Origin of the sequence: Roseinatronobacter alkalisoli, from assembly GCF_028745735.1 — a bacterium.
In the GTDB taxonomy this organism is placed as follows: domain Bacteria; phylum Pseudomonadota; class Alphaproteobacteria; order Rhodobacterales; family Rhodobacteraceae; genus Roseinatronobacter; species Roseinatronobacter alkalisoli.
Genome location: NZ_JAQZSM010000020.1, coordinates 22,091 through 44,608 on the forward strand (window position 1 = coordinate 22,091; position 22,518 = coordinate 44,608).

Here is a 22,518-nt window from a genome sequence, read left to right on the forward strand (position 1 = left end):
CCTTTCCCGAAAGGACGACACCCCATGAAAACGCGCGCAGCCGTGGCCTTCGAGGCCAAGAAGCCGCTTGAGATTGTCGAGCTTGACCTGGAAGGCCCGAAAGAGGGCGAGGTTCTGGTCGAGCTTATGGCCACAGGTATCTGCCATACTGATGCCTATACGCTGGACGGGCTGGACAGCGAGGGGATATTCCCCGCTGTTCTGGGTCATGAGGGGGCAGGGATCGTGCGCGAGACAGGCCCCGGCGTGAAATCCGTGGCCCCCGATGATCACGTGATCCCGCTGTACACCCCCGAATGCCGCGAATGCAAAACCTGTGTTTCGGGTAAGTCGAATCTGTGTACGTCGATCCGCGGCACTCAGGGCCGGGGCGTCATGCCCGATGGCACGTCACGGATGCGCTACAAGGGCGAAACGATCTATCACTATATGGGGTGTTCGACATTCTCCAATTTCGTGGTTCTGCCTGAAATCGCGGTTGCAAAAATCCGCAAGGATGCGCCGTTCGACAAGGCCTGCTATATCGGCTGCGGTGTGACGACGGGTGTGGGCGCGGTGATAAACACTGCCAGGGTCACGCCGGGGTCCACTGTGGTGGTGTTCGGGCTGGGCGGTATCGGTCTGAATGTGATTCAGGGCGCGCGGATGGCGGGTGCCGACCGGATTGTCGGTGTAGACATCAATGATGACAAGGCCGGCTGGGGCAGACGTTTCGGCATGACCGATTTCGTCAACCCTGCCAGAATTGATACAGATGTGGTCACGCATATCGTGGCGCTGACTGATGGTGGCGCGGATTATTCCTTCGACTGCACCGGAAATACCGAGGTGATGCGCCAGGCGCTGGAATGCTGTCACCGGGGCTGGGGCGAGTCGATCATTATCGGCGTGGCCGAGGCGGGCAGGGAAATTGCCACACGTCCTTTCCAGCTTGTTACCGGCCGGGTCTGGAAAGGCACGGCCTTCGGTGGTGCGAAGGGCCGCACGGATGTGCCTGAAATCGTCGACTGGTACATGGACGGCAAGATCGAGATCGATCCGATGATCACCCATGTGCTGAGTCTGGAGGAGATCAACAAGGGTTTCGATCTGATGCATGCGGGCGCGTCGATCCGTTCGGTTGTCGTGTTCTGACATCAGGCGGCGGATAGCGGGGAGGCTGGCCATGAACAGATATGAGTGTGTGATCGTCGGCGGCGGGCATGGTGGTGCGCAGGCCGCCCAGGCCCTGCGTCAGGCCGGGTTCGGGGGCAGTATCGCAATTATCGGCGAAGAGGCGGATATACCCTATGACCGGCCAAGCGTGTCCAAGGATTATCTTTCCGGCGCCAGATGTTTTGATCGTATCGCGCTGCGTCCCGAAGATTTCTGGGCGCAGCGTGCCATTGACCTGAAGCTGGGCCTGCGGGTCGTATCTGTTGATGCCTGCGCGCATACGGTCACATGCGATACTGGCGAAACCATCGGATACGGCCAGCTGATCTGGTCGGCAGGCGGGCGTGCGCGGGGGCTGAGTTGTCCGGGCGCTGATCTGCCCGGCGTATTTACCCTGCGCAGCAGAACCGATGCCGATGCCCTGATAAAGCGTCTGGAAGGGGCCTGTCGTGCGGTCATCATCGGGGGCGGATATATCGGGCTGGAAGCGGCAGCCGTGCTGCGGGCCAGGGGGGTGGACGTAACCCTGCTGGAAATGCAGGACCGCGTGCTGGCGCGTGTGGCCGCTGCTCCGGTTTCCCGCTTTTATCAGGAATATCATCAGTCAAAAGGCGTTGATATCCGGCCGGGCACAGGCGTTGCCGCGATTACCGGCAGTGGTCAGGTCGAAGGGGTCACGCTGGAAGGTGGCGGAACCCTGCCCGCCGATCTTGTGATCGTGGGTGTGGGGATTGATCCTGAAGTCAGCGTGTTGCGGGCGGCGGGTGCGGAAACGGCGAATGGTATTGTCGTTGACGCATTCTGCCGGACGACCCTGACGGATGTGTATTGCATCGGCGATTGCGCCTTGCTGCGCGACGGGCCTGGTATCCGTATCGAATCCGTTCAGAATGCCACTGATCAGGCCTCTGCCGTGGCCCGGACAATCTGCGGCGACCCGCAGCCTTATGCAGCGCTGCCCTGGTTCTGGTCGAACCAGTATGATCTGAAACTGCAGACCATCGGCCTGAATACCGGCCATGATGACTGGGTGCTGCGCGGCGATCCGGCCACGGCCAGCTTCTCGCTGGCTTATCTGAAAGACGGCAGGCTTATCGCGCTTGATTGTGTCAACCGGCCCAGGGATTTCGTGCAGGGGCGCAAGGCCATAGAGATGGGGCTGAAGCCGGATCTGAACGCCCTTGCCGATCCTGATATGCAATTGCGCGCGTTTGTCACCCGCTGAGCAGGAAACGGGCCGGAAAAGGCGGGGCCCATGACCCCGCTTTTGTACTGACCCCGCTTTTGTCGTGACATGCGCCTTTGCGCGACATGCGCCCGGATTTACCGGTCCGGGTTTACTGGCCCCGATTCACCGGCCCAGAAAGCGGTTCCACAGGCGCTGCGCCGTGTCCCGGTCGGGGCCGCTATTGCCGCGCCAGGCCACATGCTGGTCCGGCCGCACCACCAGAATACCGGCGCCCCAGACTGCGCGGGCATGGGCGTCATCATGGCGCAGCACGGTCAGGGGAATGCCCGTCGCATGTGCTGATGCCTCAAGCCCCGTTATGTCGGCATCTTCCTGTGCGATGATTGTGAACCACTGGCCCAGTTCGTCAAAGACCGCGCGCCCGTCATGCAGATAAAGGCTGGGCAGCCGCGCACCCGGCTGCGTTGTGGGGACATAGGTGACCGGGTCGTCCGAGGGCAGAAGGTCTTCAGTCGCGACCACGGGCGATGTGGCATAGACATATCCCAGCTCGATCCCATGGCTTTCATTCTCGGCATTGCCGATTGCGGCAATCTTTGCGGCGGCGTCCCTGCGCACTGCGTCACCCGCAGGGCCGGGCTGATGGATTGCCGCATCTTCATAAAGGGCGGCAATCTGCCCCCGCACGGCGTTATGGCGCGCCGATGCCGCCAGATTGCGCTGCCAGACAGGCCAGCGCTCGGCCTTGTAGCCCTCCAGCAGCGGCTGGCCGGCAAAGCCCCGCACAACCGCGGCCAGCATCCAGCCCAGAGCGTAAGCATCGCCTATGCCGGTATTCATGCCATAGCCGCCAGTGGGAATATACTGATGGCCCGCATCCCCGGCCAGCAGGATCCGGGCGGTTCCCGCGCTTTGTGCCACGGCCAGATGCGGTGACCAGGGATTGGCCACAAGGGTTTCCATGGGGATTTCCCTGCCGGTGAAACGCGCGACCAGCGCTTCGGGTGACACGCCATCCGTGACATTGTCGGGGTAGCGGGTGTGCAATGTCCAGGTGTCGACATCATTCTGCGCGATCAGCGTGCCATGGACCGACTGGTAGTGCCAGGTCATTCCCCAGCGTTGCAGAAGCGCCCGCGCCGCAGGGTCATCAGTGCGGAAATGTGTCATGAAGCGCGGCATGATGCTGAAACGGCCATCAAGCCTGATCCCGGCAGCTTCGCGCACTGTGCTGCCGCCGCCATCGCAACCGGCCAGATACTGGCAGCGGATCTGTTCGGTCCTGCCGGTGGTTTCATCGCGGATGGTGGCGGTTACCCCGTCAGGATCTTCTTGCAGATCGGTCAGCGTGGTTGAAAACCGGATCTCGGCCAGATCCTCTGCTTCCAGGGCCTTGCGCAGGACCGGTTCAATTTCTGCCTGCGACACCCGCATCGGGGGGGCGAAAGGTTGCGCGCCGTCATTGACCGTCTGGTAATGCACGCGGTCTTCGGCGGGCGCGCGGTAGGAAAAGCGCATCAGCTCATTACCGGTCATGGTCGTGACCCAGGCCACATCGAAAGGGTGGTCCTGGGGCACGGCAACCGCGCGCAGCTGGTCTTCCAGCCCGGCGTGGCGGAACAGCTCCATGCTGCGGACATTGGTATTGTCCATCTTGGGATGTCTGGTCGTGGTCGGGTTGCGTTCCACCAGCAGGCAATCCACGCCGCGCTGTGCCAGATCCCGCGCCAGGGTCAGCCCGACGGGACCGCCGCCTGCGACCAGTACGGATACATGTTTCATGTCCGGAATTCCTGTGGTCTGAGGATCAGGGATGGATGACGAAATTGGAAAAGCCGCCATGGCGCCCGGCAATGCCCGAGATTGCCGCGTTCACGTCTGCCAGCGGTACGGCATGTGTTTCCAGACAGGAAAAATCCGCGACACCTGCGCCGACCATATCGGCCATTTGCTGGCCTTCTTCGGTGGTGAACCATTGCGAGCCGATGAATGTCTGGTTGTTATCCATCATGAAATGCAGATCCATCGGAACGTCACCGGTCAGCGCGCCGATATCCACGGCTGTGCCGCCGCGGCGCAGGGCACGCATTCCCTGAATAAAGCTTTCATGCGCGGCACCGGGGCCGTTGCAGTCGATGAAGGCATCAACGCCTTCGCCATCTACAGTGTGGCTGCGGGCCCATTCATCGACCGGGCCGTCTTTGATGGAATGCACTTCTATCCGGTGGGGGGCCAGTGCCCTGATGTCTTCCAGAAGGGCCTTGTCGCGGGCTGTTCCGAGGATCTTTCTGATCCCCATGGCCAGACCGAACACCGCGCAGCCGATGCCGAGCGTGCCGCTGATCCCGTTTACCAGCACGGTGTCGCTGACGCCTGCGCCGGATTTGCACAGGGCTGAATAGGCCGTGCCCATATAGCCCAGTCGTGCGGCGTGATCATAGCTCATGTTGTCAGGCAGGCTGACGATGGCAGAGGCGGGCGCGACCATGTATTCGCCCAGACCCCCGGTCGTGTAGTCCCCAAAGGTCTGCAACGCGAAGGGGCTGAAACCGAAATACCCCTGGAACGCGGCATGGCGGCAGGAACGTTCATCCCCCCTGCGGCAATGCCTGCAGGACCCGCAGCTGCGCAGCGGGTTCACATAAACCCGGTCACCGGGCCTGAGATTGTGAACCAGATCACCTGTCGCCGCGATCTCTCCGGCGGGGTCCAGGCCGAAGATGGCGGGCAGGGGCGGCAAGGGCATTTGCGGATACCAGGTTGTCCAGTTTGCCAGGATATTGCCCAGATTAGGGACAATCCCGCAGGCGCGCACCCGGATCAGAACATCATTTGACCCCAGTGTGGGGACCGGCACCTTTTCAAGTTTCAGCGCCTCCCCCACAGCGTGCATCCGCGCCACGGTCATGGTTTCTGGAATAGCTGGCATGGTCCGTCCTCCTCCGGTGTGCCGCTCAGATCGGGGACTGAGCAAGCGGGAGGTTAATCAGATACCAGTGAGTATGCAAGTGCTAAAAAGATTTCAAAAACCACACATCATCTTCATGAGTCGCGATGACATGACACAGCGCTGCCGGGGGCGGGCGCTGATGGGGGTATGGCGTAGGTATTGGGGGGGCATCTGCTGTCTGCAGGGGCGCGCGGGCCGGGGGTGCGCGCCTGACACAGCCGGTTCTGACGCAGGTGTTGCCCGCGTCAGGGCATGTCCGGGGCGCAGGAAACCGGCCTTCTGCCGTGACCCGGATATGGGCCGCAGCATGGCCCGTAACGCGCCCTGAGGACGCGCCGTTATTGCTGGCCGGATTCCGCCCCGCCCTGGCTGTCAGCGGGTTCCGACGCGGGCGGCCCGAGCATCATCCGCAGCATGTCATCCAGCATTTCGCCGGATGTATTCACCTTGAGGAAACCCGAGATCCCGCCATATGTCACTTCAAGAACAAGCCCGCCAAGATTGAGCGCCGAAATCCGCGACGGGGAAATATTCAGTTTCTTCTGCAGGAGTTTTCCGACGCCTTTCCACTGCGCGACAAAGATGTTCAACTGCGGATTGTCGGGGTCGCCGTCATGGATGGTGCGCCGGACGAATTCGATGGCGATCGTCCCCCATTTCTGGTTGGCGCTGCGGCTGTCACTCCAGTGTTTCAGGGCCGAGAGCACGCTTTCGGCATCATCAAGATCTGCGAACAGTTCTGTCAGATCCTCCACATCATTCGAGGCATTGGTGTGAAGCAATTGCAGAAGGATGTCTTCCTTGCTGTTGAAATTGGAGTAGAAGGCGCCCTTCGAGAATCCGGCCTCTTCCGCGATCATTTCCACGGAAGCCCCGTCATACCCGTGGCGCGAAACCACTTCGAAGGCCGATTCAAGCAGCTTCCGTCGCGTGGCGGCCTGGCTTTCCGCGCGTGAAAGCCTTTTTTTCCTTGGTGCTGTAGAAACCATGTCGAACCTTTTCTTTTGTCGTTTTCAGACCGGCTGGATGAAACCGGCAATCAGGCACATCATAGCCCAGAACAGCGGATATTCAGGCCCCATATTCTGCCAGCGCCAGTTGAAACCATTAATTCTGACGACAGCATAGGCCGCGCCCAGAAGCGCCATGGCCCCGACCAGCCCGCCGGTTCTTGGTGCGAGTCCCGCCCCCAATCCGATGACCGCTACAGTTTCCATCACGATTGCCGCGATTAGAAAGACCACCCCCGGCTTCAGGCCGGCGGCTTCGAATGTTCCTTGTGCTTTTCCGAAATGCCGGATTTTCCCGATCAGATGGGGAATGAACCAGGCGCCGCAAATGACCTGAAAAAGGCGGAACAAGTCAATCGTGTCAGACATTTGCGTAATCTCCCGGAAGCCGCGCTGTCATGTCCTGCGCTGCAGGGCATGCGTGCGGCAACCATTTCGTATCTGAAAACCGGAAGGAATGTCAATCTTTGCGGCGCCGGAATATGAACACTTGACGTGTGGTGGCTATTGGAATACTAAAAGGTATCGGAACACTGATAGGTATCCTAAGTAGGGACCCGGAAGTGGGACGGTCCGGACGGGAGGGTCCGGTCAGGAATGTATCGTCAGGGAGGACGTCGTAATGTCGTTTGATTTTCTGAACTCGGAGGCGCTGTTCAGCGACCCCTATCCGGTGTTTGCGCGGCTACGCAAAGAAGCCCCCGTCCATTTCTACGAGGCCACCCAGGAATTTCTGGTGACCCGCTATGATGATTGCCGCATCGTTGGCAGCAATGACAAGGTTTTCGGCCCAGCCGCAACCGAAGGGCGGCCGGAATTTCGCGTGATGGGCACGCCGAATGTGCTGACCATGTCTGGCGAAAGGCATCAGAGCCTGCGCAAAGGCATTGATGCGATTGTCGATCAGCCGCATGTGCGCAGCTATGTGGATGAACTTACCCGTCCTGTCCTGCAGCGTTTTCTGGATGAGTTGAAACCCAGGGGTGAAGCCAACCTGACCACCGATCTGTTCGAGCCGGTATCGGTGCGCTGCGTTGGTGATGCGCTGGGGTTCACTGAAACCCCGCTGGAAAACCTTTATGAATGGTTCTACGCCATGGCCGATGGTCTGGCGCTGGGGGCCGGTGCGCCCTTGCCCGACCCGCAGGCGGTCTGGGACCGGCTGGAGCGCACGAATGCGGATATCAACAAGCATTTCGGCAAACTCTATGAGGACTGTCTGGCCAAACCCAGACCGCGCGCGATCACCAACCATATTATCTATGGTGGCATGCCAGAGGGGCAGGTCCGGTCGTTTGAAGAGTTGTTGCCGACCATGCGGGTGATCTTTCTGGGTGGGTTTCAGGAACCCGGACATGCGGCGGCAAATGCGGCCACGGGCCTGCTGATGGATGCAGAGCAGCGCAGGGCAATGCTTGACGCCCCCGATGAACATGCGCTGAAAGCCTTTGACGAAGGTCTTCGCTGGATTGCCCCCATTGGCGTGACGCCGCGCGTGGCCAATGCGGATTTCGAACTGAACGGTGTCACCATTCCTGCGGGATCGACCGTGGCCATCGTCATGTCTTCGGCCAATCGCGATGAAACCCGGTTCGATGATCCGGACCGGTTCGACATGTTCCGCAAGAAAAAGCCACATCTGACCTTCGGTTTCCGGCCGCATTTCTGCTCGGGGCATTTCCTGAGCCGGGCAATGGGCGAAATCATCATGACAGAGGTGTTCAGGCAGTTGCCCAATATCCGTCTTGATCCCGACAAGAACGTGGTGGCCAGCGGCTGGCGGTTCCGGGGTGTCAAGGAACTTCCGGTGAAGTGGGACGCCTGATGGGCCTTGTCATCGACTGTCACGGTCATTTCACGACCGAGCCGCAGTATCATCACGACTATCGCAAGGCGCAGATTGCCTTTGCCGAAGGCAAGGGCGCGCGGCCGGACTATCCCGGTATACCGGATGCGGAATTGTCCGGGATCATCGCGGCCAATCAACTGCGGATGCAGCGCGAGCGCGGCTCTGATGTGACGATCATCTCGCCGCGTGCAAGTGGCATGGGGCACCATATCGGCGATGATGACATCGCTGGCGAATGGGCGCGGGTGTCGAATAATAATATCAGGCGCATCTTTGAGCTGTACCCGGAGAATTTTGCCGGGGTCTGCCAGTTGCCGCAAACTGTCGACGGGGATCTGGCCCCGGTGGTGGCCGAACTGGAACGCTGCGTGCAAGAGGGGTTTGTCGGCTGCAACCTGAACCCGGACCCTTCGGGCGGGAAATGGTCGGCGCCGCCGGTCTATGACCCCTGGTGGGACCCGCTATGGGAGGCGATGGTGCGTCTGGACGTGCCTGCGATGATCCATGTTTCCGGATCCTGCGAGCGTTGCCTGCACACGACCGGGGCCCATTACATCAATGGTGACACGGCCGTGTTCATGCAGTTGATAGAAGGGGACCTGTTCCAGCGTCATCCCGGGCTGCGGCTGATCATTCCCCATGGCGGTGGCGCTGCGCCCTATCACTGGGGGCGCTATCGTGGCCTGTCGATGATGCTGAACAAGCCGACCCTGTCCGACCATCTGATGCATAATCTTTATTTCGATACCTGCGTTTATCATCAGGCCGGAATCGAGACCCTGTTCAAGGTCGTGGACAGCAAGAACATTCTGTTCGGGTCCGAATTGCTGGGCGCGGTGAAGGCCACGGACCCGGAAACCGGCCACCCGTTCGATGACACCAGACGCTATATCGACAATCTTGGTCTGGACGCGGCCACCCGCCATGCCGTGTTCGAAGGCAATGCGCGCCGGGTCTATCCTCGGCTGGACGCGCGGCTGAAGATGCAGGGCCGGTGACGGCCTGACCGACATTACCGTTTAATTTACAGGGAGAAGTTCCATGGCTGAGCTGACCAGGTTTCGTATTGCCGGGGGCGCGCAGGGGTTCAACTGGCTGCCGGTTTTCGTCGCCGAGGAATTCGGCCTGTTCCGCAAGCACGGGCTGGAGATCGACTACAGGAAGATGGGCGGCGTCGCGCTGGCCACCAGCGCAGTTCTGGAAGGGGGGGCGGAACTGGCCATCACCCCGCCGGAAGGGGTGTTGCGGGATTTTGTCGATGGCGGCGATCTTCGTATCGTGGCCGCCAATGCTGTCCGTCTGCCGATGTCACTGGTGGCCCGGCCCGGGATCACGGCGCTGAGCGGGCTGAAGGGCGCGAAAATCGGCACGTCATCGCTGACGGAAGGGACCGCAATCTATACCCGGATTCTGCTGGCCGATGCCGGACTGAGCTATCCGGATGATTACGACTTCGAACTGGCCGGCATTCACACCACCCGCTGGGACGCCTTGCAGGCGGGCACGATCGATTGCGCGCCACAACCTGCGCCGTGGAATTTCATGGCCGCGCGCGCGGGCTACAACCTGATCGGCGAGGTCAACGCGGCCATACCAGAGGTGATCTTCACGGGTCTGATCGGGAATGCCGCCTGGCTGGACAAGAACCGCGACACGATACAGCGTCTGCTCGCGGCACTCAGCGCGGCGCATGACATCACCAATGACCCGGCCCAGGAAGACAGGATTTTGCCGATCTTCCAGCGGATTACGACCAAGGATGATGCCGGTCTGGCGCGGCAGGGGCTTGTCTATATGCGCGATATGGGAATGTGGCCTGCGAAACTGGCAATTTCAGACAAGGCGCTGGATACCTCCATTGAACTGATGGTCCGTGCCGGTCTGCTGGATGACGACGCCCGGCAAAAGGCGCGTGGCGCGTTTGATCCGCAGTATCTTGCTGCAGCAGCGGAGTAGCACGGAGATGGCAAAAGTTGTCACCAATGTCACGCGGACCGATATCGCGCTTTGCCACAGCCTTGGCGCGCTCGGGGTTGCAACAGTCCATGAAGCGCAGGGGCGGCGCGGTTTACTTGCGCCCCGCATCCGCCCCATTCAGGAGGGTGCCCGCATCGGCGGCAATGCCCTGACCTGCGAGGTGGCGCCGGGCGATAACTGGATGATCCATGTCGCGATGGAACAGGCGCAGCCGGGGGATATTCTTGTGGTGACCCCGACCAGCCCCTGTGATGACGGATATTTCGGCGACCTTCTGGCGGCCTCGGCCAAGGCGCGCGGTGTGCTGGGACTCGTTATCGATGCCGGGGTGCGTGATCTGCGCGATCTGCGCCGGATGCAGTTCCCGGTCTGGAGCAAAACTGTCCATGCGCAGGGAACGGTCAAGGAAACGCTGGCGGATGTGCAGGTGCCTGTGACCTGCGCGAATATGCGCATTCATCCGGGCGATGTGATTGTTGCCGATGATGACGGGATCTGTGTGGTGCGCAGGCAGGATGCCGCAGCGGTGCTTGATAAGGCCCGGCAGAGAGAGGCGATGGAAGAGGAAAAGCGCCATCTCTATGAGAGTGGCCAGCTTAGTCTGGATATCAACAACATGCGTGAGCGGCTTGCAAGGAAAGGGTTGAAATATGAATCCACCTGAAACACCCCGCCGGGTTATTACCGGCATCCGCGATGGCAAATCCGTGTTCGTGTCCGACGGGCCGGTCCCAAACACGCATCACTACACTGCATTGCCGGGGCATATGACATCGGTCGTCTATGCCACGGCGGCCAGGCCGAACCTGCCGCAGGATCAGGCGGAACAGGCCCCGCCGCGCATGCCCGTCCCGCCCGCGCCAGGGGAAACCCGGCTGATGATCGTGACCATGCCGCCCGATACTGTGTTCGCCGGGGCTGATGCAGAGGCGGCGGTTGCTGAACAGGCCACGCATATTCCCGGCCTGATCGACACATTCGAACCCGATGCCCCCGGCATGCATACCACGGATACTGTCGATTACGACATCGTGCTGGATGGCGAAATCTGGCTGGAACTGGATGACGGCGCGCAGACTCGGTTAACCCGGGGGGATGTGGTGGTGCAGTGCGGCACCCGCCATGCCTGGCGCAACAAGAGCGATCAGAACGCGACGCTGTGTTTCGTTCTGATCGGGGCGGCCCGGTAATGGCCGGGGTCGGCAGGGCACATACGGGGCACATAAGGCACGCGATATCAATATCGGAGGAGGAACCAATGGGGAATTTCACGCTGATCACACGCGACGGAGGGGCCATCCCGCTTACGGGGCGCGCCGATGTCCCGCTGATGGAAATCATCCGCGATGCGGGACATGAAGAACTGATCGCCATGTGTGGCGGCTGCATGTCCTGCGCCACCTGCCATGTCTATATCGACAATGTTCCCGCAGGGCAGGCATTGCCGGAAATGGATGCCGATGAAGATGCAATGCTGGACGCATCCGACTTCCGCAAACCCAACTCACGCCTGAGTTGTCAGGTGCCGTGGCGCAGCGAATTATCTGGCGTCACTGTCGAGATCGCACCGGAAGAATAACGAGAATCCGGATTGATCTGAATACCATTTGGTATTACAATTCCAATTGGTTTGCCGAGGAGGGCCGTCGGTGATGGTTGCGCAAACCTGAACAGGGAGGGGAGAACATGAAATATACTGGGACAGTTTTACTGGCGGTCATCGCATCTGCTGCACTGAATGCCGGTTCCGTATCGGCGGATACGATCAGGATCGGGGCAAGCGCGCCCAGAAGCGGCCCGCAGGCTGGGGCCGCGTCGGCAGTGTATTGGCCCACGCTTGAGCTATGGGTTCACAACGTGAACGAAGCGGGCGGGCTGGATGTCGGCGGGGAAAAGATGATGATCGAACTTGTCGCATATGATGACAAGTCACAGCCCGATGAGGCCGTGAAGAACATCCAGCGCCTGACCACCCAGGACAAGGTGGATTTCATTGCCGCGCCATACAGCACCGGGCTGAACCTTGCGACTGCCCCGTTGATTGCGCGCGCCGGCCTGCCGCAGATCGTGGCGACCGGCAACCTGAATGATCTGGAGCCTTTTGTCGAAAAATGGCCGAATACCTTCTGGTTGCTTGGCCGGGCGTCCGATCTGTCCACTGGTATTGTCGGAACACTGAGCAGCATGCGCGAGAAGGGCGAGGTCGGCAACAAGGTCGCACTTGTATATGTGGGCGATGCTTTCGGGCTGGAAATGATGGCCGGTGGCAAACCCGCATTCGAGGAAGCCGGATTTGAGATCGTCTATGAAAGTTCCTATCCGATCGGCGCGCAGGATCTTGCCCCCATCATCTCGGGTGCGAAATCTTCGGGGGCGGATGCTTTCGTCGCCTATTCCTACCCGCCGGATTCCTTTGCCCTGACAGAACAGGCGCAGGTGCAAAGCTTCAATCCTGCGGTTTTCTATGTCGGTGTCGGTGGCGCGCTGACAGGTTTCGGCGAGCGTTTCGGCGATGGCGTCGAGGGCGTGATGTCGATGGGTGGCATCGACCCGGTATCCGACGCCTATCAGCAGTTCCGCACGCAACAGATTGCGGTTACCGGTGTTGCGCCGGATTACTGGGCCAACCCGATCGTCTATGCCGGTATGGAAATCCTTGGCACTGCAATCGAACGGGTCGGCAGCCTTGATAAGGCAGCGGTCATCAGTGAAATCCAGAGCGGAAGCTTTGATACTGTGATTGGTCAGGTTTCGTTCAGCAACAACATTGTTGAACAGGTCTGGAACGTGGGTCAGTGGCATGACGGCGTCTTCTACGGCGTCAATGCCAAGGGACTGGATGCGGCGGCGGACCCGTTCGTCAAGCCTGTCTGGTCCAGATGATCTGACATCTGCAAACCCGGCGGGGCGTCTGTAAACGCCTTGCCGGACAACAAGGCGGACTCCAATGACAATTCTTGTGACAGGTATCCTGCTGGGCGGGACCTATGCCCTGATCGCGCTTGGGCTGACCCTGCAATACGGTGTTGCGCGCATCATGAACCTATCAAATGGCGAAACGCTGGTCGCGGCCTGTTTCGCGGCGTGGCTGCTGTTCACAGCGGGGGGGATCAACCCGCTCTGGGGATTGCTGATCATCGCCCCGCTTGGTTTCATCGCGAACGGGGCGATATATCTTGGACTGCTGCGCCCGCTGGTTAGACGCGCGAGCAGTCAGGGAATGCTTGAGGTCGATTCCATCCTTGCGACCTTTGGTCTTCTGTTTCTCTTTCAGGGGCTGATGCATCTGGCATTCGGCGGCGCGTATTTCAACTATCAGTTTCTTGCTGTGCCCTTCGATTTCCTTGGGGGCAGTTATGCCCTGAACCGGGTCACGGCCTTTTTCGCGGCCGTCATTATTGCCCTGGCGCTGTATCTGTTCCTGTACAGAACCCGGATAGGAACCGCCGTGCGCGCAGTCGCGGTCGATCCTGATGCCGCGCGCCTTGTCGCCATTGATGTGGGGCGGATTGCGGCATTCGCTTTTGCATTGGGCGGGGCGATCACTGCCAGTGGCGGCGTTCTGTTATCGACCTTCTATACGTTCAATGCCTCCATGGGGGCGGTTTTTGTCATGAAGGCGCTGATCATCGTGATCATGGGCGGCGTGGGCGATGTGCGCGGCGCTGCAATTGCCGCGCTTATTCTGGGCGTGATGGAAACGCTGGTCGCTAGTCTGATCGACCCCGGACTGACCCTGGCGGCGACATACGGACTGTTCATCGTGATCCTTCTTTTCCGCCCGCAGGGCCTGTTCGGAGGCGCAAAAGGATGACACGAAGCGTATTCATTCAACTGATCTTGCTGGCGCTTGTTGTCCTGTGCTTCGCTGCGCTGCCGTTCATGACAGAGGGGTTCTATCTGACACTTGCGGTCAATATCGCGCTTTATGTTGCGTTATGTACCGCCTGGACACTGTTCTCCGGACCGACCCATCTTGTATCGCTTGCCACTGCAGCCTTTTTCGGGGTCGGTATCTATGCCACGGCGATCGGGGTTGAATACCTGCCCTTCCCGGTGGTGATCTTGCTGGGTGGCCTTGCAGGCGCGGTTTTTGCCGCAGGTGTCGGGGCCATGACATTGCGCCTGTCCGGTGTGTATTTCGTGATCTTCACCCTGGGGCTGGCCGAACTGGCCCGCCAGCTTGTGACTTACTTTCAGACCAAGATCTTCGGCTCCATCGGGTTGTTCGTTCTGACCGATCATAGCGAAGGCGATCTGTTCCATTATCTGCTGGCGCTGATCGTGGTCATTTTCGTGACCGGCTGGCTGATCGGGCGGTCGCGCCTTGGGTTTGCGATGCGGGTCATCGGCAATGACGAACTGGTCGCCAGACATTTCGGTATCGAAGTGGCCCGTTCCAAGATCATCCTCTTTGTGATTTCCGGGGCCTTCATCGCCATGGCCGGGGCAATCATGGCACCGCGTTATGCCTATGTGGAACCGGCATCGGCCTTCAATTCGACCATGAGCTTTCTGGTGGTGATCATGGCATTGCTGGGCGGAACCCGGCGGTTATGGGGGCCGTTGGTCGGGGTTGTCCCCTTCACCATCATAGCTGATCTCATTTCAGCGTATTTTCCCGAACATATCAATATCATTATCGGGCTGGGGTTCTTGCTGATTGTCTATCTGCTCAAGGACGGGGTTTCGGGAATTCTGCTCAAGGCGCTTGGCAGCAATCGCCTGACCAGGGCGCAGGGGGCAAAACCATGACGCGGCCAATTCTGCAGATCGAGGGTCTGCGCAAGGTGTTCGGCGGGCTGGTCGCGGTGAATGACGTGTCCTTTTCTGTCGCGGAAGGCGAGCTTCTGGGCCTGATCGGGCCAAACGGTTCGGGCAAGACAACGACGATGAACCTGATATCGGGGGCCCTTCCGGCGACTGCGGGAACGATCAGGCTGGATGGTTCGCCGATAACCGGCCTGACAGCGGCAGCAATCTCGCGGGCCGGGGTGGCGCGGACCTTTCAGCTGGTGCGCATTCTTCCCGGCATGTCAGCGGTGGAGAATGTGATTGCGGGGGGCGTCTATTCTCGCGCCGGGCGCTGGGGCCCGGAGGCAGAAACCCGCGCCCGCGAATTGCTGGCACGTGTCGGAATGGAAGGGCGCAGCGATCTGCCGTTGTCGGCAATGACCTATATCGACCAGAAACGGGTTGAACTGGCCCGCGCACTGGCCGCCGACCCCCGCCTTCTGCTGCTGGATGAATGGCTTGCGGGGCTTAATCCCGCCGAACTTCAGATGGCGATAAGCCTGATCCGTTCCATTCACGCAGAAGGAATGACCATCATCATGGTGGAACATGTCATGGATGCGATCCGGTCGCTTTGCGGGCGCTGCGTGGTCATGAATTCCGGCGTCAGGATCGGCGAAGGCGCAACCGCAGACGTGCTGGCCGATCCGCAGGTCATGGCGGCCTATCTGGGAGAAGACTAGATGCTTGAAATACAAAATGTTTCCGTGCGCTATGGTTGGCATCAGGCACTTTTCGATGTTGCCGCCAATGTCAGACGCGGCAGGATCACGGTTCTTCTGGGAACCAATGGCGCGGGCAAATCCACGTTTCTGAAGGCGCTTGGCGGGCTGGTGCCGACTGAACCGGGCGCATCTGTCCGGCTGGGCGGGGTGGAGATTGCCCGGATGCCTGCGCATCGCCGCGTGGAGGCCGGACTGGCACTGGTGCCGGAAGGGCGCGGCATTTTCGGCAAGCTTTCGGTGGCAGAGAACCTGCATCTGGGCGGCTTTGCACATCGGGCGCGCACTGATGAGAAAGCGCGCCTTGAACATGTGCTGGAACTGTTCCCGCGCCTGCGGGAGCGCCTGCCGCAGATTGCCCGGACGATGTCGGGGGGCGAACAGCAGATGGTGGCGATGGGCCGCGCGATGATGTCGCGCCCGGATTTCCTGATGCTGGACGAGCCCTCTCTGGGGTTGTCGCCGCTATTGTCAAAAGACATGTTCCGTTCCCTGCGCCGCATCGCGACAGAGGCGGATATCGGCATTCTGCTGGTCGAACAGAATGCCAGACTCAGCCTTGAAATCGCAGATTTCGGCTATCTTCTGGAAAACGGGCATATCGTGGGGCAGGGACCGGCCGATGAGCTGCGCACCAGCCCGGACGTGCTGCGCGCCTATCTGGGCGAAGACGTGGTGCCGGGATGACCGGAAGGCCGCGCGCGGGGGCGCGCGGAATGTTTTTCAGGCACCGTGCGCTACAGGGGGATGATGCCAGAGGGGTTGATCTCGAAGGCGCCGTCCGGGCGGTGGATGATGCTGCGGTAATAGTTCGTCCTGGCATGTTCCAGGCTGAAGCTGGCGGCCAGTGACGGGATGGCGAGGCATCGCTTCAGATAGGAAGACAGCGCGGGATAATCGGCAATCCGGGCGATGGAGCAGCGAAACAGCGGCCCGTAGATCGCATCGAAACGCGCCAGTGTGGGAAACAGAACCAGATCCGCCTCGCTCAGGGTGTCGCCCAGCAGGAATATGCGGGTCGTGAGGGTTTCTTCAAGCTGATCGAATGCGGCAAAAAGCGCCCGGCATTGCGTTTCATAGACATGCTGATCACGCGCCAGCCCGACGCGATAGACAGCGCGGGTAACCCTGTCATGCAGGAATGCGGTAATTGTTGCGATTTCGGCGCGTCTGTCGGTGGGGCAAAGATCCAGCGGGACCGGCATGGCCCCTGCGAACCCGGTTGAGAAAAACCGCATGATATCGAGCGATTCAGTCGAGACGATTCTTTTCCTGCCACGCTCGATCAGGACCGGAACAGACGGTCGGAGATCCTGCCCCGGGGCCGCGATATCATAAAGGTCCCGCAGGGTCCTGGTACCGAAAACCGGGTCGGGGGTGGCAAAACGCCAGCCGTCTTCGCGTTTGATATCCTCCACGAAAAGGACCGGCACGACAGAATCCAGCGCAAGAAGGTGCAACGCGGCCAGTGGCCGATGCGAAAACGGGCATCCCCATGCAGCATAAAGGATAAGATTATGGGGGGCGGTTATTTGATAAGCCATTGATCATCCTTGATTTTTCTGGCGCCAATAAGTCTGGATAGAAGACCGGCATCTTACTTGACATTCCAAGCGGTATCGGTATTCTAGTCGGTACGCAATGTCGCAATCCGGCACATGCGACAAGAAAATCAGTGGATGTGTCTTTCTTCTGCAGGAAGGGTGTCATGCGCATTATGGTCACGGCAGAGGCGCGCGGGATCATCGCGGATGAAGACACAGCAATACCGGAACGGAGGGAGGCCGTTTCGTTTCGTTCCGGGCATGGGGCCCGCAGGCAACTGGACTGCTGCGCAAACCCGCAGATCGCCGCATTGCCAACCCCGTTGAGAGAGATGTCCGTCATTAAAACAGCTATCGTTCAATTCGTAATGGGAGGAAAAAACGAATGACTACTATAGATGCTCCGGCAAGCCTGGAAGCGCTGATCAGGGATGCTGGCGGCGCGGTGAATTTCCTGCGCAGTTCCAATCTCGGGCCATATGTCTTTCCGGGCATACCCCCGGAATTCAGCAACTGGCGCGCAGAGCAACGGGCCTGGAATGAAGGCGTTGCGCTTCTGGAACAATCCTATCACATGACCGAACTGCACCTGCATGGTACAGAGGTCATCAAGTTTCTGTCCGGCATCGCGCTGAACAAGCTTGATCCTTTTCAGGAATTGCGGGCCAAACAGATCGTTCTGGCCGGGCATGACGGGAATTATATCGCCGATGCGATCCTGTTCCGCGAAAGCGAGACCTTCTTCCGTGTCGTCGGCGCGCCCTTCGCCAGCGACTGGCTGCTTTTCCATGCAGAGCAGTCGGAATATGATGTTAAGGCCACCAAGGATGACAACTGGTCGGTAGGCCAGCGTCCGCGCCACAGTTTCCGGTTCCAGATTCAGGGGCCGCACGCGCTTGAACTCATGCGCGAAATCACTGGCGGTACGCTGCCGCAGATAAACTTCTTCCGCATGGGCGACATGACCATCGCGGGCAAACCGGTACGCGCATTGCGCCATGGTATGGCGGGTACGCCCGGTTTTGAACTTTACGGTGCCTGGGAAGATCAGCAGGCCGTCCGCGCGGCTTTTGACAAGCTGGGCCGGAAATACAATATGCGCAAGGTCGGTGCCATGGCCTATTCCACCACTGCGCAGCATTCGGGCTGGCTGCCCATGCCGATTCCGGCAATCTATGCCGGTGCCGAGATGAAGCCCTACCGTGAATGGCTTAACAGCTATTTCCTAGAATCCGTTGCGTCCCTGGGCGGCAGCTTCATGTCAGAAAAGATCGAAGATTACTATGTGGATCCGATCGAAATCGGCTATGGCGGTCTGATCGACTGGGACCGTGACTTTATCGGGGCCAAAGCGCTGAAAGCGAAGCAGGCCAATCAGACCCGCACGAAAGTTACCCTGGAATGGGATGATGAAGATGTGGCGCGGGTCATGGGCGATGCGATGTTCAAACGCAATGGCGGCGCGCAATTTATTGCGATGCCAATGCCGATGTATGCGACATTCCAGGCCGATGCGGTGCTGCGCAACGGCAAATCTGTCGGGTTTTCGACATGGCCCGGCTTTACCGCGCTGAACAACAAGATGATTTCGCTGGGCGTGGTCAATCTTGAGGATGCGCAACCTGGCACGAAACTGACCATGCTCTGGGGGGAACCGAACAGCAAACGCGCCACAGTTGACTCCCACAGCCTGCGTGAAATCAGCGTGACAGTTGCGCCGGCGCCCTATTTTGACAAGGTTATTAAGTCAAAACAGCAATAAAAACTGCAAGAGCCAGGCCAGCCCGGTCTGGCTCTTTCAATCCTGATGGGTATCTTCAAGATGGCCTTGGCGGCCAGCTCGTGCGTCAAGCTATCTCTCGCTGATATGTATCCCGAGTTCCCCCGGATGTGGCCGCCCGCGAGCATCTTCATCGGTCAATGTCACACGGTTCTTGCATGAGATAAGGTTCTGAAACAACCGTTCGCGCATTTCGTGCCGGACAGATTCAAGTGTGGCATCGCGTCCAAGATGGTGAGATTCATGCGGATCAGTTTGCATGTCGAATACCCGTTGGCGGAAAGTCTTGACGATGCACATATTTCCAACGCTCCGTCAGTATTGTGTATCCACGAGAATTAATTTCTCCGATTTCCGGCATTTTCCACTCCAGGTAGAATGCGTAGGTGTTCAGCCCCGGCATCTGGTGGATCGGATTTATGATGAATCTGTGTGGCTCAGATGTCCAGATCTTACAGATGTATTCGTAGGGTGTGATCCCACCGAGGGTCTTGGAGCACCGAGCTCTCGAGACAGATCCACGGTATCATGAAAAGATTCGGCCTGATTGTTCCTACAGGGAGGGGGGCAACATCCGACAAGAGCGTACTATGCATTCTTTTAAATCAAGATCAGATTGCATTCATCGTTCTGCTGATGCTGGAAGACTGGCGTGATTGCTGCGATGTCGTTCGTCACCGCCTGAATCGGTATGGAAACCTGCGGATACCGATCCGGAGAGATCGATTATGTCGGGCAATATCAAGATGCGGAGATTGGCATCTGCGGGGATTTCTCTATGAACCTGTTGCGGTCATCCTTATACGCTGTTCAATAGCAAGCAGTCTAGGCGTTGGGGTCAAAGCCTCGGGAGTGGATTGAATTTAACGAGCGGCCGTGGCTGTCGCACCCAAATTGGCGCTGGTCATGCAGACGATGTCAGAACTGGCGAGTTATTCAATTCAAATGCTGGAGCCACGTCGTTAATCAAGATTGTGTTCACGATTTGAGAGCTTTGAGGCGCCCTTGCCGGGACTTGAGCCATTCCACTCCATTGCGTTGACGCAGTTGTACCGCTGTCTTAGCAAAGTGAGTCATCCATATTGCAGACTCGCCTAGCGAAGCACCATCATGCGACGACAGAGTCGAGCGCGAAGACAGCCATGCGCCCGGTAGTGCCGTTTCAATGGAGAAAATGCTCGACCTCCCAGTGTGAGATCAGACAACCGCATCAGTTCAGTGCTTCTTTCAAACGCAAGCCCGAACAGCTTGGGAGTGTCTCGTGGATCGCCAAGTAAGGCGGTTGAACCGCGCCTGAAGTGGGTAGTCGTTCCAGAAGCGCGCGCCCGAGACAGGGCCCGCAATATAGCCCTTGTCGCGGGTTTCCCGGTCTTACCCGCGCCCGCTTTCGCGGTCATAGGCTTCGGCAAAATGTGCGAGAAACACATCGAGCATGCCATTGTCATGGGCATGACTCTTAGCGTCCCAGCGGTCGACAAAGGCTTCCCAAGCGCGTGACTTGCGGTTAAGGCGCACGTTGCCCAAGCGTTTCTCGATTGCTTCCGGTGAAAGGTCATCGAGCAATTGCGCCAGCGCGGGTTGCAGCGCCGCATGGGTGGCGTATTGGTGTTTCTTGATATCGGCAAAACCTGCGCGCACTGCGGCCGGGCCGCGCTGGAAGCCGGGGCGGGGCGGGCCGAACATGACACTGAGCGCCTGGTCTGGCGTGGGCATGAATTTCAGTGGGTTGTTGTCCTCTCTCCCGATCATTGTCACCTGTGCCGAGCGCACCGAGCGGCGTGCTACAGCGCGGGCCTGCAACAGGCTCGACAATTCTTCGGTCAGGGCGCGTAATGTCTCCCCGATTTCCTGCGCGGCCTGTTGCGGATCACCGCGCGAAAGGGTGCCTGCTGCCAGCCCTGCAGCAGTTTCAATAATCTCGATCAGCGCACTGGTTTGATGCTGTGCCCCTGCGGTCTGCTGGCCTGCGGCTGGTGGTGATGATGGAAAGGCCGGGGTGGGCGCGAAGGCTTCTGGGGCAGGGCGGGGCGGCGTGACATCAGTTTGCGCGGCGAAGTCAGGTGGGGGGGTGGGGGCAGGTGCTGGCCCGCTATTGCCCTCAGGTGCGGGCGCCTGGCCGTGCATTGCCCAGATATCATGACTGGCGCCGACTGCGGGCGGGCCGGGTTGTGGGGTAGGATTTGGCTGAACCGCCCAAGGGTCGACGCCGCCGGGCAGATCGCGCGCCGCTGGGCGTGATGGTGAGATCTGCGGAGATATATGAGGCGGAGTCGGCGCGGGCTGGCCTGCCACCGTTTCCTGCCGGGTTTCGATACTGTACTGGCCAACCTGCAAACGATCGCCGTCGTGCAGCAGGCAGGGGCTTTTTACGCGGGTTGCCGACCCGTTCACGAAAGTGCCGTTGGTGGACAGATCATACAGCATCCAGCCTGCTTTTTCAGAGCGGATCTCGAAATGGCGCGAGGAAATGAGGCGCTGCGGATCCGGCAGGCACCAGCCCAGCCCGCTGTCGCGCCCGGCTTCAAGCATCTCGCCCGGGGGAATCGACACTTCAAGCGGCCCGCCGTCAGGCAGGCTGGTCATGTTGACGATGCGTAGATGCAGATGAGTTCTGGTCATGATGCTGAATAACATAAAATGTTCTGATGGAAAGTGCAGCCCAGTTTGCAGCATGTACATGCGATATTTCGGCAGGGCATGTCGCGCAAAATCGGCCGGCGGCTTTTCGTGTCAATCATATGCTGGAACAGAAAGACGGAGCGGGCGAGGCCTAGCCTTTGTCCCGCGCCTGGGCATGCCGAAAACCGTCGCTTCACGTCGGGACCATCCATAAGCGGGATGCTTCAACCCGATCTGATCATACCGTGGCGCTTCCATGGATTTACGATACCTGTCTCTTGCTTTCTGCACGTGCTAACCGGTTCGGGGGGGTAAAGGTGTGCGGGTCAGACCAGATCATGCGCCATGCCGATGAAGGTTTCCAGCGTCTCCTGTCGGTCTGCGCGTTTGCCCCGTGCCAACGCCGAAAGCACGGCGGCATTGACGCCCCGCCCGGTCAGGAAGCGCGGGGGCGGCACCACAGGCGCATCTGCAGGCGCCATCGATCCTCCGGTCCAGCCCGCTGCCATCGCCAGCCAAACACCGGGACTACGTGTCGAGCAGGCAGCGGCGGCCTCGGCCACGCGGCTACGATGGGCCGCGTCCGGGGTGGCTACCCATGCTGCGGCTAGCGCCATCATCTCAATATCAGGCGGATCGAGCAAATTCTCAAGGTGGCGCAGGCATTCATGCCCCCACCAGATGGCCACACGTCGGGTGAAGAGTTGTGCTGTGAAGGTGACGGCCTCTTCCGGGGTGGCGCTGTTCAGAAGCCGTAGGGCGAAGGCCAGTGCGGCCTCGCCCTGTGTTGGGCGGGCATCCATGTCCTCGGTCATCTCGGGGATGTCGGCGAAGAGGCCGGCAGCTAGATGACAGCGCAGGCTGGCAGAATGCGGTGCCTCCCCCGAGACATCGCCTGACGGGCCGGCCCCTGATAATCCTGGCCCCCG

General features: G+C 59.7%; 22 protein-coding genes and 1 pseudogene. 15 read left to right on the forward strand and 8 right to left on the reverse strand.

Annotated elements, in window-relative coordinates:
* Nucleotides 1-24 precede the first annotated feature (24 nt).
* Together PUT78_RS17225 and PUT78_RS17230 are read left to right on the forward strand one after the other, a co-directional pair.
* Nucleotides 25-1,134, forward strand: a complete 1,110-nt coding sequence (locus PUT78_RS17225; RefSeq protein ID WP_274353514.1) for an S-(hydroxymethyl)glutathione dehydrogenase/class III alcohol dehydrogenase — start codon at nt 25-27, stop codon at nt 1,132-1,134.
* A gap of 31 nt (nt 1,135-1,165) precedes the next feature.
* Nucleotides 1,166-2,380 (forward strand): NAD(P)/FAD-dependent oxidoreductase, encoded by a 1,215-nt coding sequence (locus tag PUT78_RS17230; protein ID WP_274353515.1) that lies wholly within the window; start codon nt 1,166-1,168, stop codon nt 2,378-2,380.
* A gap of 126 nt (nt 2,381-2,506) precedes the next feature.
* Here the strand turns inward: PUT78_RS17230 and PUT78_RS17235 are convergent, their stop codons facing one another.
* From PUT78_RS17235 to PUT78_RS17250, 4 genes are all read right to left on the reverse strand, one after another.
* The gene (locus tag PUT78_RS17235) at nt 2,507-4,126 is read right to left on the reverse strand and encodes an FAD-dependent monooxygenase (RefSeq protein WP_274353516.1); all 1,620 of its coding nucleotides are present in this window, start codon (nt 4,124-4,126) and stop codon (nt 2,507-2,509) included.
* A 25-nt stretch (nt 4,127-4,151) separates the two neighbouring features.
* Nucleotides 4,152-5,273, reverse strand: coding sequence for an alcohol dehydrogenase catalytic domain-containing protein (locus tag PUT78_RS17240; RefSeq protein WP_274353517.1), 1,122 nt, complete (start codon nt 5,271-5,273; stop codon nt 4,152-4,154).
* 359 nt (nt 5,274-5,632) lie between these two features.
* The gene (locus PUT78_RS17245; protein ID WP_274353518.1) at nt 5,633-6,283 is read right to left on the reverse strand and encodes a TetR/AcrR family transcriptional regulator; all 651 of its coding nucleotides are present in this window, start codon (nt 6,281-6,283) and stop codon (nt 5,633-5,635) included.
* A 24-nt stretch (nt 6,284-6,307) separates the two neighbouring features.
* A complete protein-coding gene (locus PUT78_RS17250) occupies nt 6,308-6,673 on the reverse strand; it encodes a DoxX family protein (RefSeq protein ID WP_274353519.1) in 366 nt (121 codons plus the stop codon).
* Between the two features lie 253 nt (nt 6,674-6,926).
* Here PUT78_RS17250 and PUT78_RS17255 point away from each other — a divergent pair, with 253 nt between their 5' ends.
* The 11 genes from PUT78_RS17255 to PUT78_RS17305 all read left to right on the forward strand — a co-directional run bounded on the left by PUT78_RS17255 (nt 6,927) and on the right by PUT78_RS17305 (nt 16,333).
* Nucleotides 6,927-8,129 (forward strand): cytochrome P450, encoded by a 1,203-nt coding sequence (locus PUT78_RS17255; RefSeq protein WP_274353520.1) that lies wholly within the window; start codon nt 6,927-6,929, stop codon nt 8,127-8,129.
* The gene (locus PUT78_RS17260) at nt 8,117-9,151 is read left to right on the forward strand and encodes an amidohydrolase family protein (protein WP_274353521.1); all 1,035 of its coding nucleotides are present in this window, start codon (nt 8,117-8,119) and stop codon (nt 9,149-9,151) included. The genes PUT78_RS17255 and PUT78_RS17260 overlap by 13 nt, the downstream gene beginning before the upstream one ends.
* A 43-nt stretch (nt 9,152-9,194) precedes the next feature.
* Nucleotides 9,195-10,109 (forward strand): ABC transporter substrate-binding protein, encoded by a 915-nt coding sequence (locus PUT78_RS17265; protein WP_274353522.1) that lies wholly within the window; start codon nt 9,195-9,197, stop codon nt 10,107-10,109.
* Between the two features lie 7 nt (nt 10,110-10,116).
* Nucleotides 10,117-10,794 (forward strand): 4-carboxy-4-hydroxy-2-oxoadipate aldolase/oxaloacetate decarboxylase, encoded by a 678-nt coding sequence (locus PUT78_RS17270; RefSeq protein WP_274353523.1) that lies wholly within the window; start codon nt 10,117-10,119, stop codon nt 10,792-10,794.
* On the forward strand, nt 10,781-11,320 hold the full coding sequence (locus tag PUT78_RS17275) for a cupin domain-containing protein (RefSeq protein ID WP_274353524.1): 540 nt from the start codon (nt 10,781-10,783) through the stop codon (nt 11,318-11,320). Before PUT78_RS17270 ends, PUT78_RS17275 begins: the two co-directional genes overlap by 14 nt.
* Nucleotides 11,321-11,388: 68 nt before the next feature.
* Nucleotides 11,389-11,709, forward strand: a complete 321-nt coding sequence (locus PUT78_RS17280; protein ID WP_274353525.1) for a 2Fe-2S iron-sulfur cluster-binding protein — start codon at nt 11,389-11,391, stop codon at nt 11,707-11,709.
* 107 nt (nt 11,710-11,816) lie between these two features.
* Nucleotides 11,817-13,013, forward strand: coding sequence for an amino acid ABC transporter substrate-binding protein (locus tag PUT78_RS17285; RefSeq protein WP_274353526.1), 1,197 nt, complete (start codon nt 11,817-11,819; stop codon nt 13,011-13,013).
* 64 nt (nt 13,014-13,077) lie between these two features.
* A complete protein-coding gene (locus PUT78_RS17290; RefSeq protein WP_274353527.1) occupies nt 13,078-13,944 on the forward strand; it encodes a branched-chain amino acid ABC transporter permease in 867 nt (288 codons plus the stop codon).
* A complete protein-coding gene (locus PUT78_RS17295; protein ID WP_274353528.1) occupies nt 13,941-14,885 on the forward strand; it encodes a branched-chain amino acid ABC transporter permease in 945 nt (314 codons plus the stop codon). Before PUT78_RS17290 ends, PUT78_RS17295 begins: the two co-directional genes overlap by 4 nt.
* Nucleotides 14,882-15,607, forward strand: a complete 726-nt coding sequence (locus PUT78_RS17300; protein WP_274353529.1) for an ABC transporter ATP-binding protein — start codon at nt 14,882-14,884, stop codon at nt 15,605-15,607. The genes PUT78_RS17295 and PUT78_RS17300 overlap by 4 nt, the downstream gene beginning before the upstream one ends.
* A complete protein-coding gene (locus PUT78_RS17305) occupies nt 15,608-16,333 on the forward strand; it encodes an ABC transporter ATP-binding protein (protein ID WP_274353530.1) in 726 nt (241 codons plus the stop codon).
* Between the two features lie 50 nt (nt 16,334-16,383).
* Here PUT78_RS17305 and PUT78_RS17310 read toward each other — a convergent pair whose 3' ends face one another.
* Nucleotides 16,384-17,190: a glutathione S-transferase C-terminal domain-containing protein gene (locus tag PUT78_RS17310; RefSeq protein ID WP_274353531.1), complete on the reverse strand. Its 807-nt coding sequence runs from the start codon at nt 17,188-17,190 to the stop codon at nt 16,384-16,386.
* Nucleotides 17,191-17,354: 164 nt separating this feature from the next.
* Here PUT78_RS17310 and PUT78_RS17315 point away from each other — a divergent pair, with 164 nt between their 5' ends.
* Together PUT78_RS17315 and PUT78_RS17320 are read left to right on the forward strand one after the other, a co-directional pair.
* Nucleotides 17,355-17,579 carry a hypothetical protein gene (locus PUT78_RS17315; protein WP_274353532.1) on the forward strand — a complete coding sequence of 75 codons (225 nt, stop codon included), beginning with the start codon at nt 17,355-17,357 and terminating at the stop codon, nt 17,577-17,579.
* A complete protein-coding gene (locus PUT78_RS17320; protein ID WP_274353533.1) occupies nt 17,576-18,952 on the forward strand; it encodes an aminomethyl transferase family protein in 1,377 nt (458 codons plus the stop codon). The genes PUT78_RS17315 and PUT78_RS17320 overlap by 4 nt, the downstream gene beginning before the upstream one ends.
* Before the next feature lie 403 nt (nt 18,953-19,355).
* Here PUT78_RS17320 and PUT78_RS17325 read toward each other — a convergent pair.
* The 3 genes and pseudogenes from PUT78_RS17325 to PUT78_RS17335 all read right to left on the reverse strand — a co-directional run.
* A pseudogene (locus PUT78_RS17325) lies at nt 19,356-19,463 on the reverse strand (IS481 family transposase); the annotation flags it as partial.
* An 878-nt stretch (nt 19,464-20,341) separates the two neighbouring features.
* Nucleotides 20,342-21,589: a type VI secretion system-associated FHA domain protein TagH gene (tagH, locus tag PUT78_RS17330; protein ID WP_274353534.1), complete on the reverse strand. Its 1,248-nt coding sequence runs from the start codon at nt 21,587-21,589 to the stop codon at nt 20,342-20,344.
* Nucleotides 21,590-21,915: 326 nt separating this feature from the next.
* On the reverse strand, nt 21,916-22,392 hold the full coding sequence (locus tag PUT78_RS17335; RefSeq protein ID WP_274353535.1) for a DUF6931 family protein: 477 nt from the start codon (nt 22,390-22,392) through the stop codon (nt 21,916-21,918).
* Nucleotides 22,393-22,518: the final 126 nt, after the last annotated feature.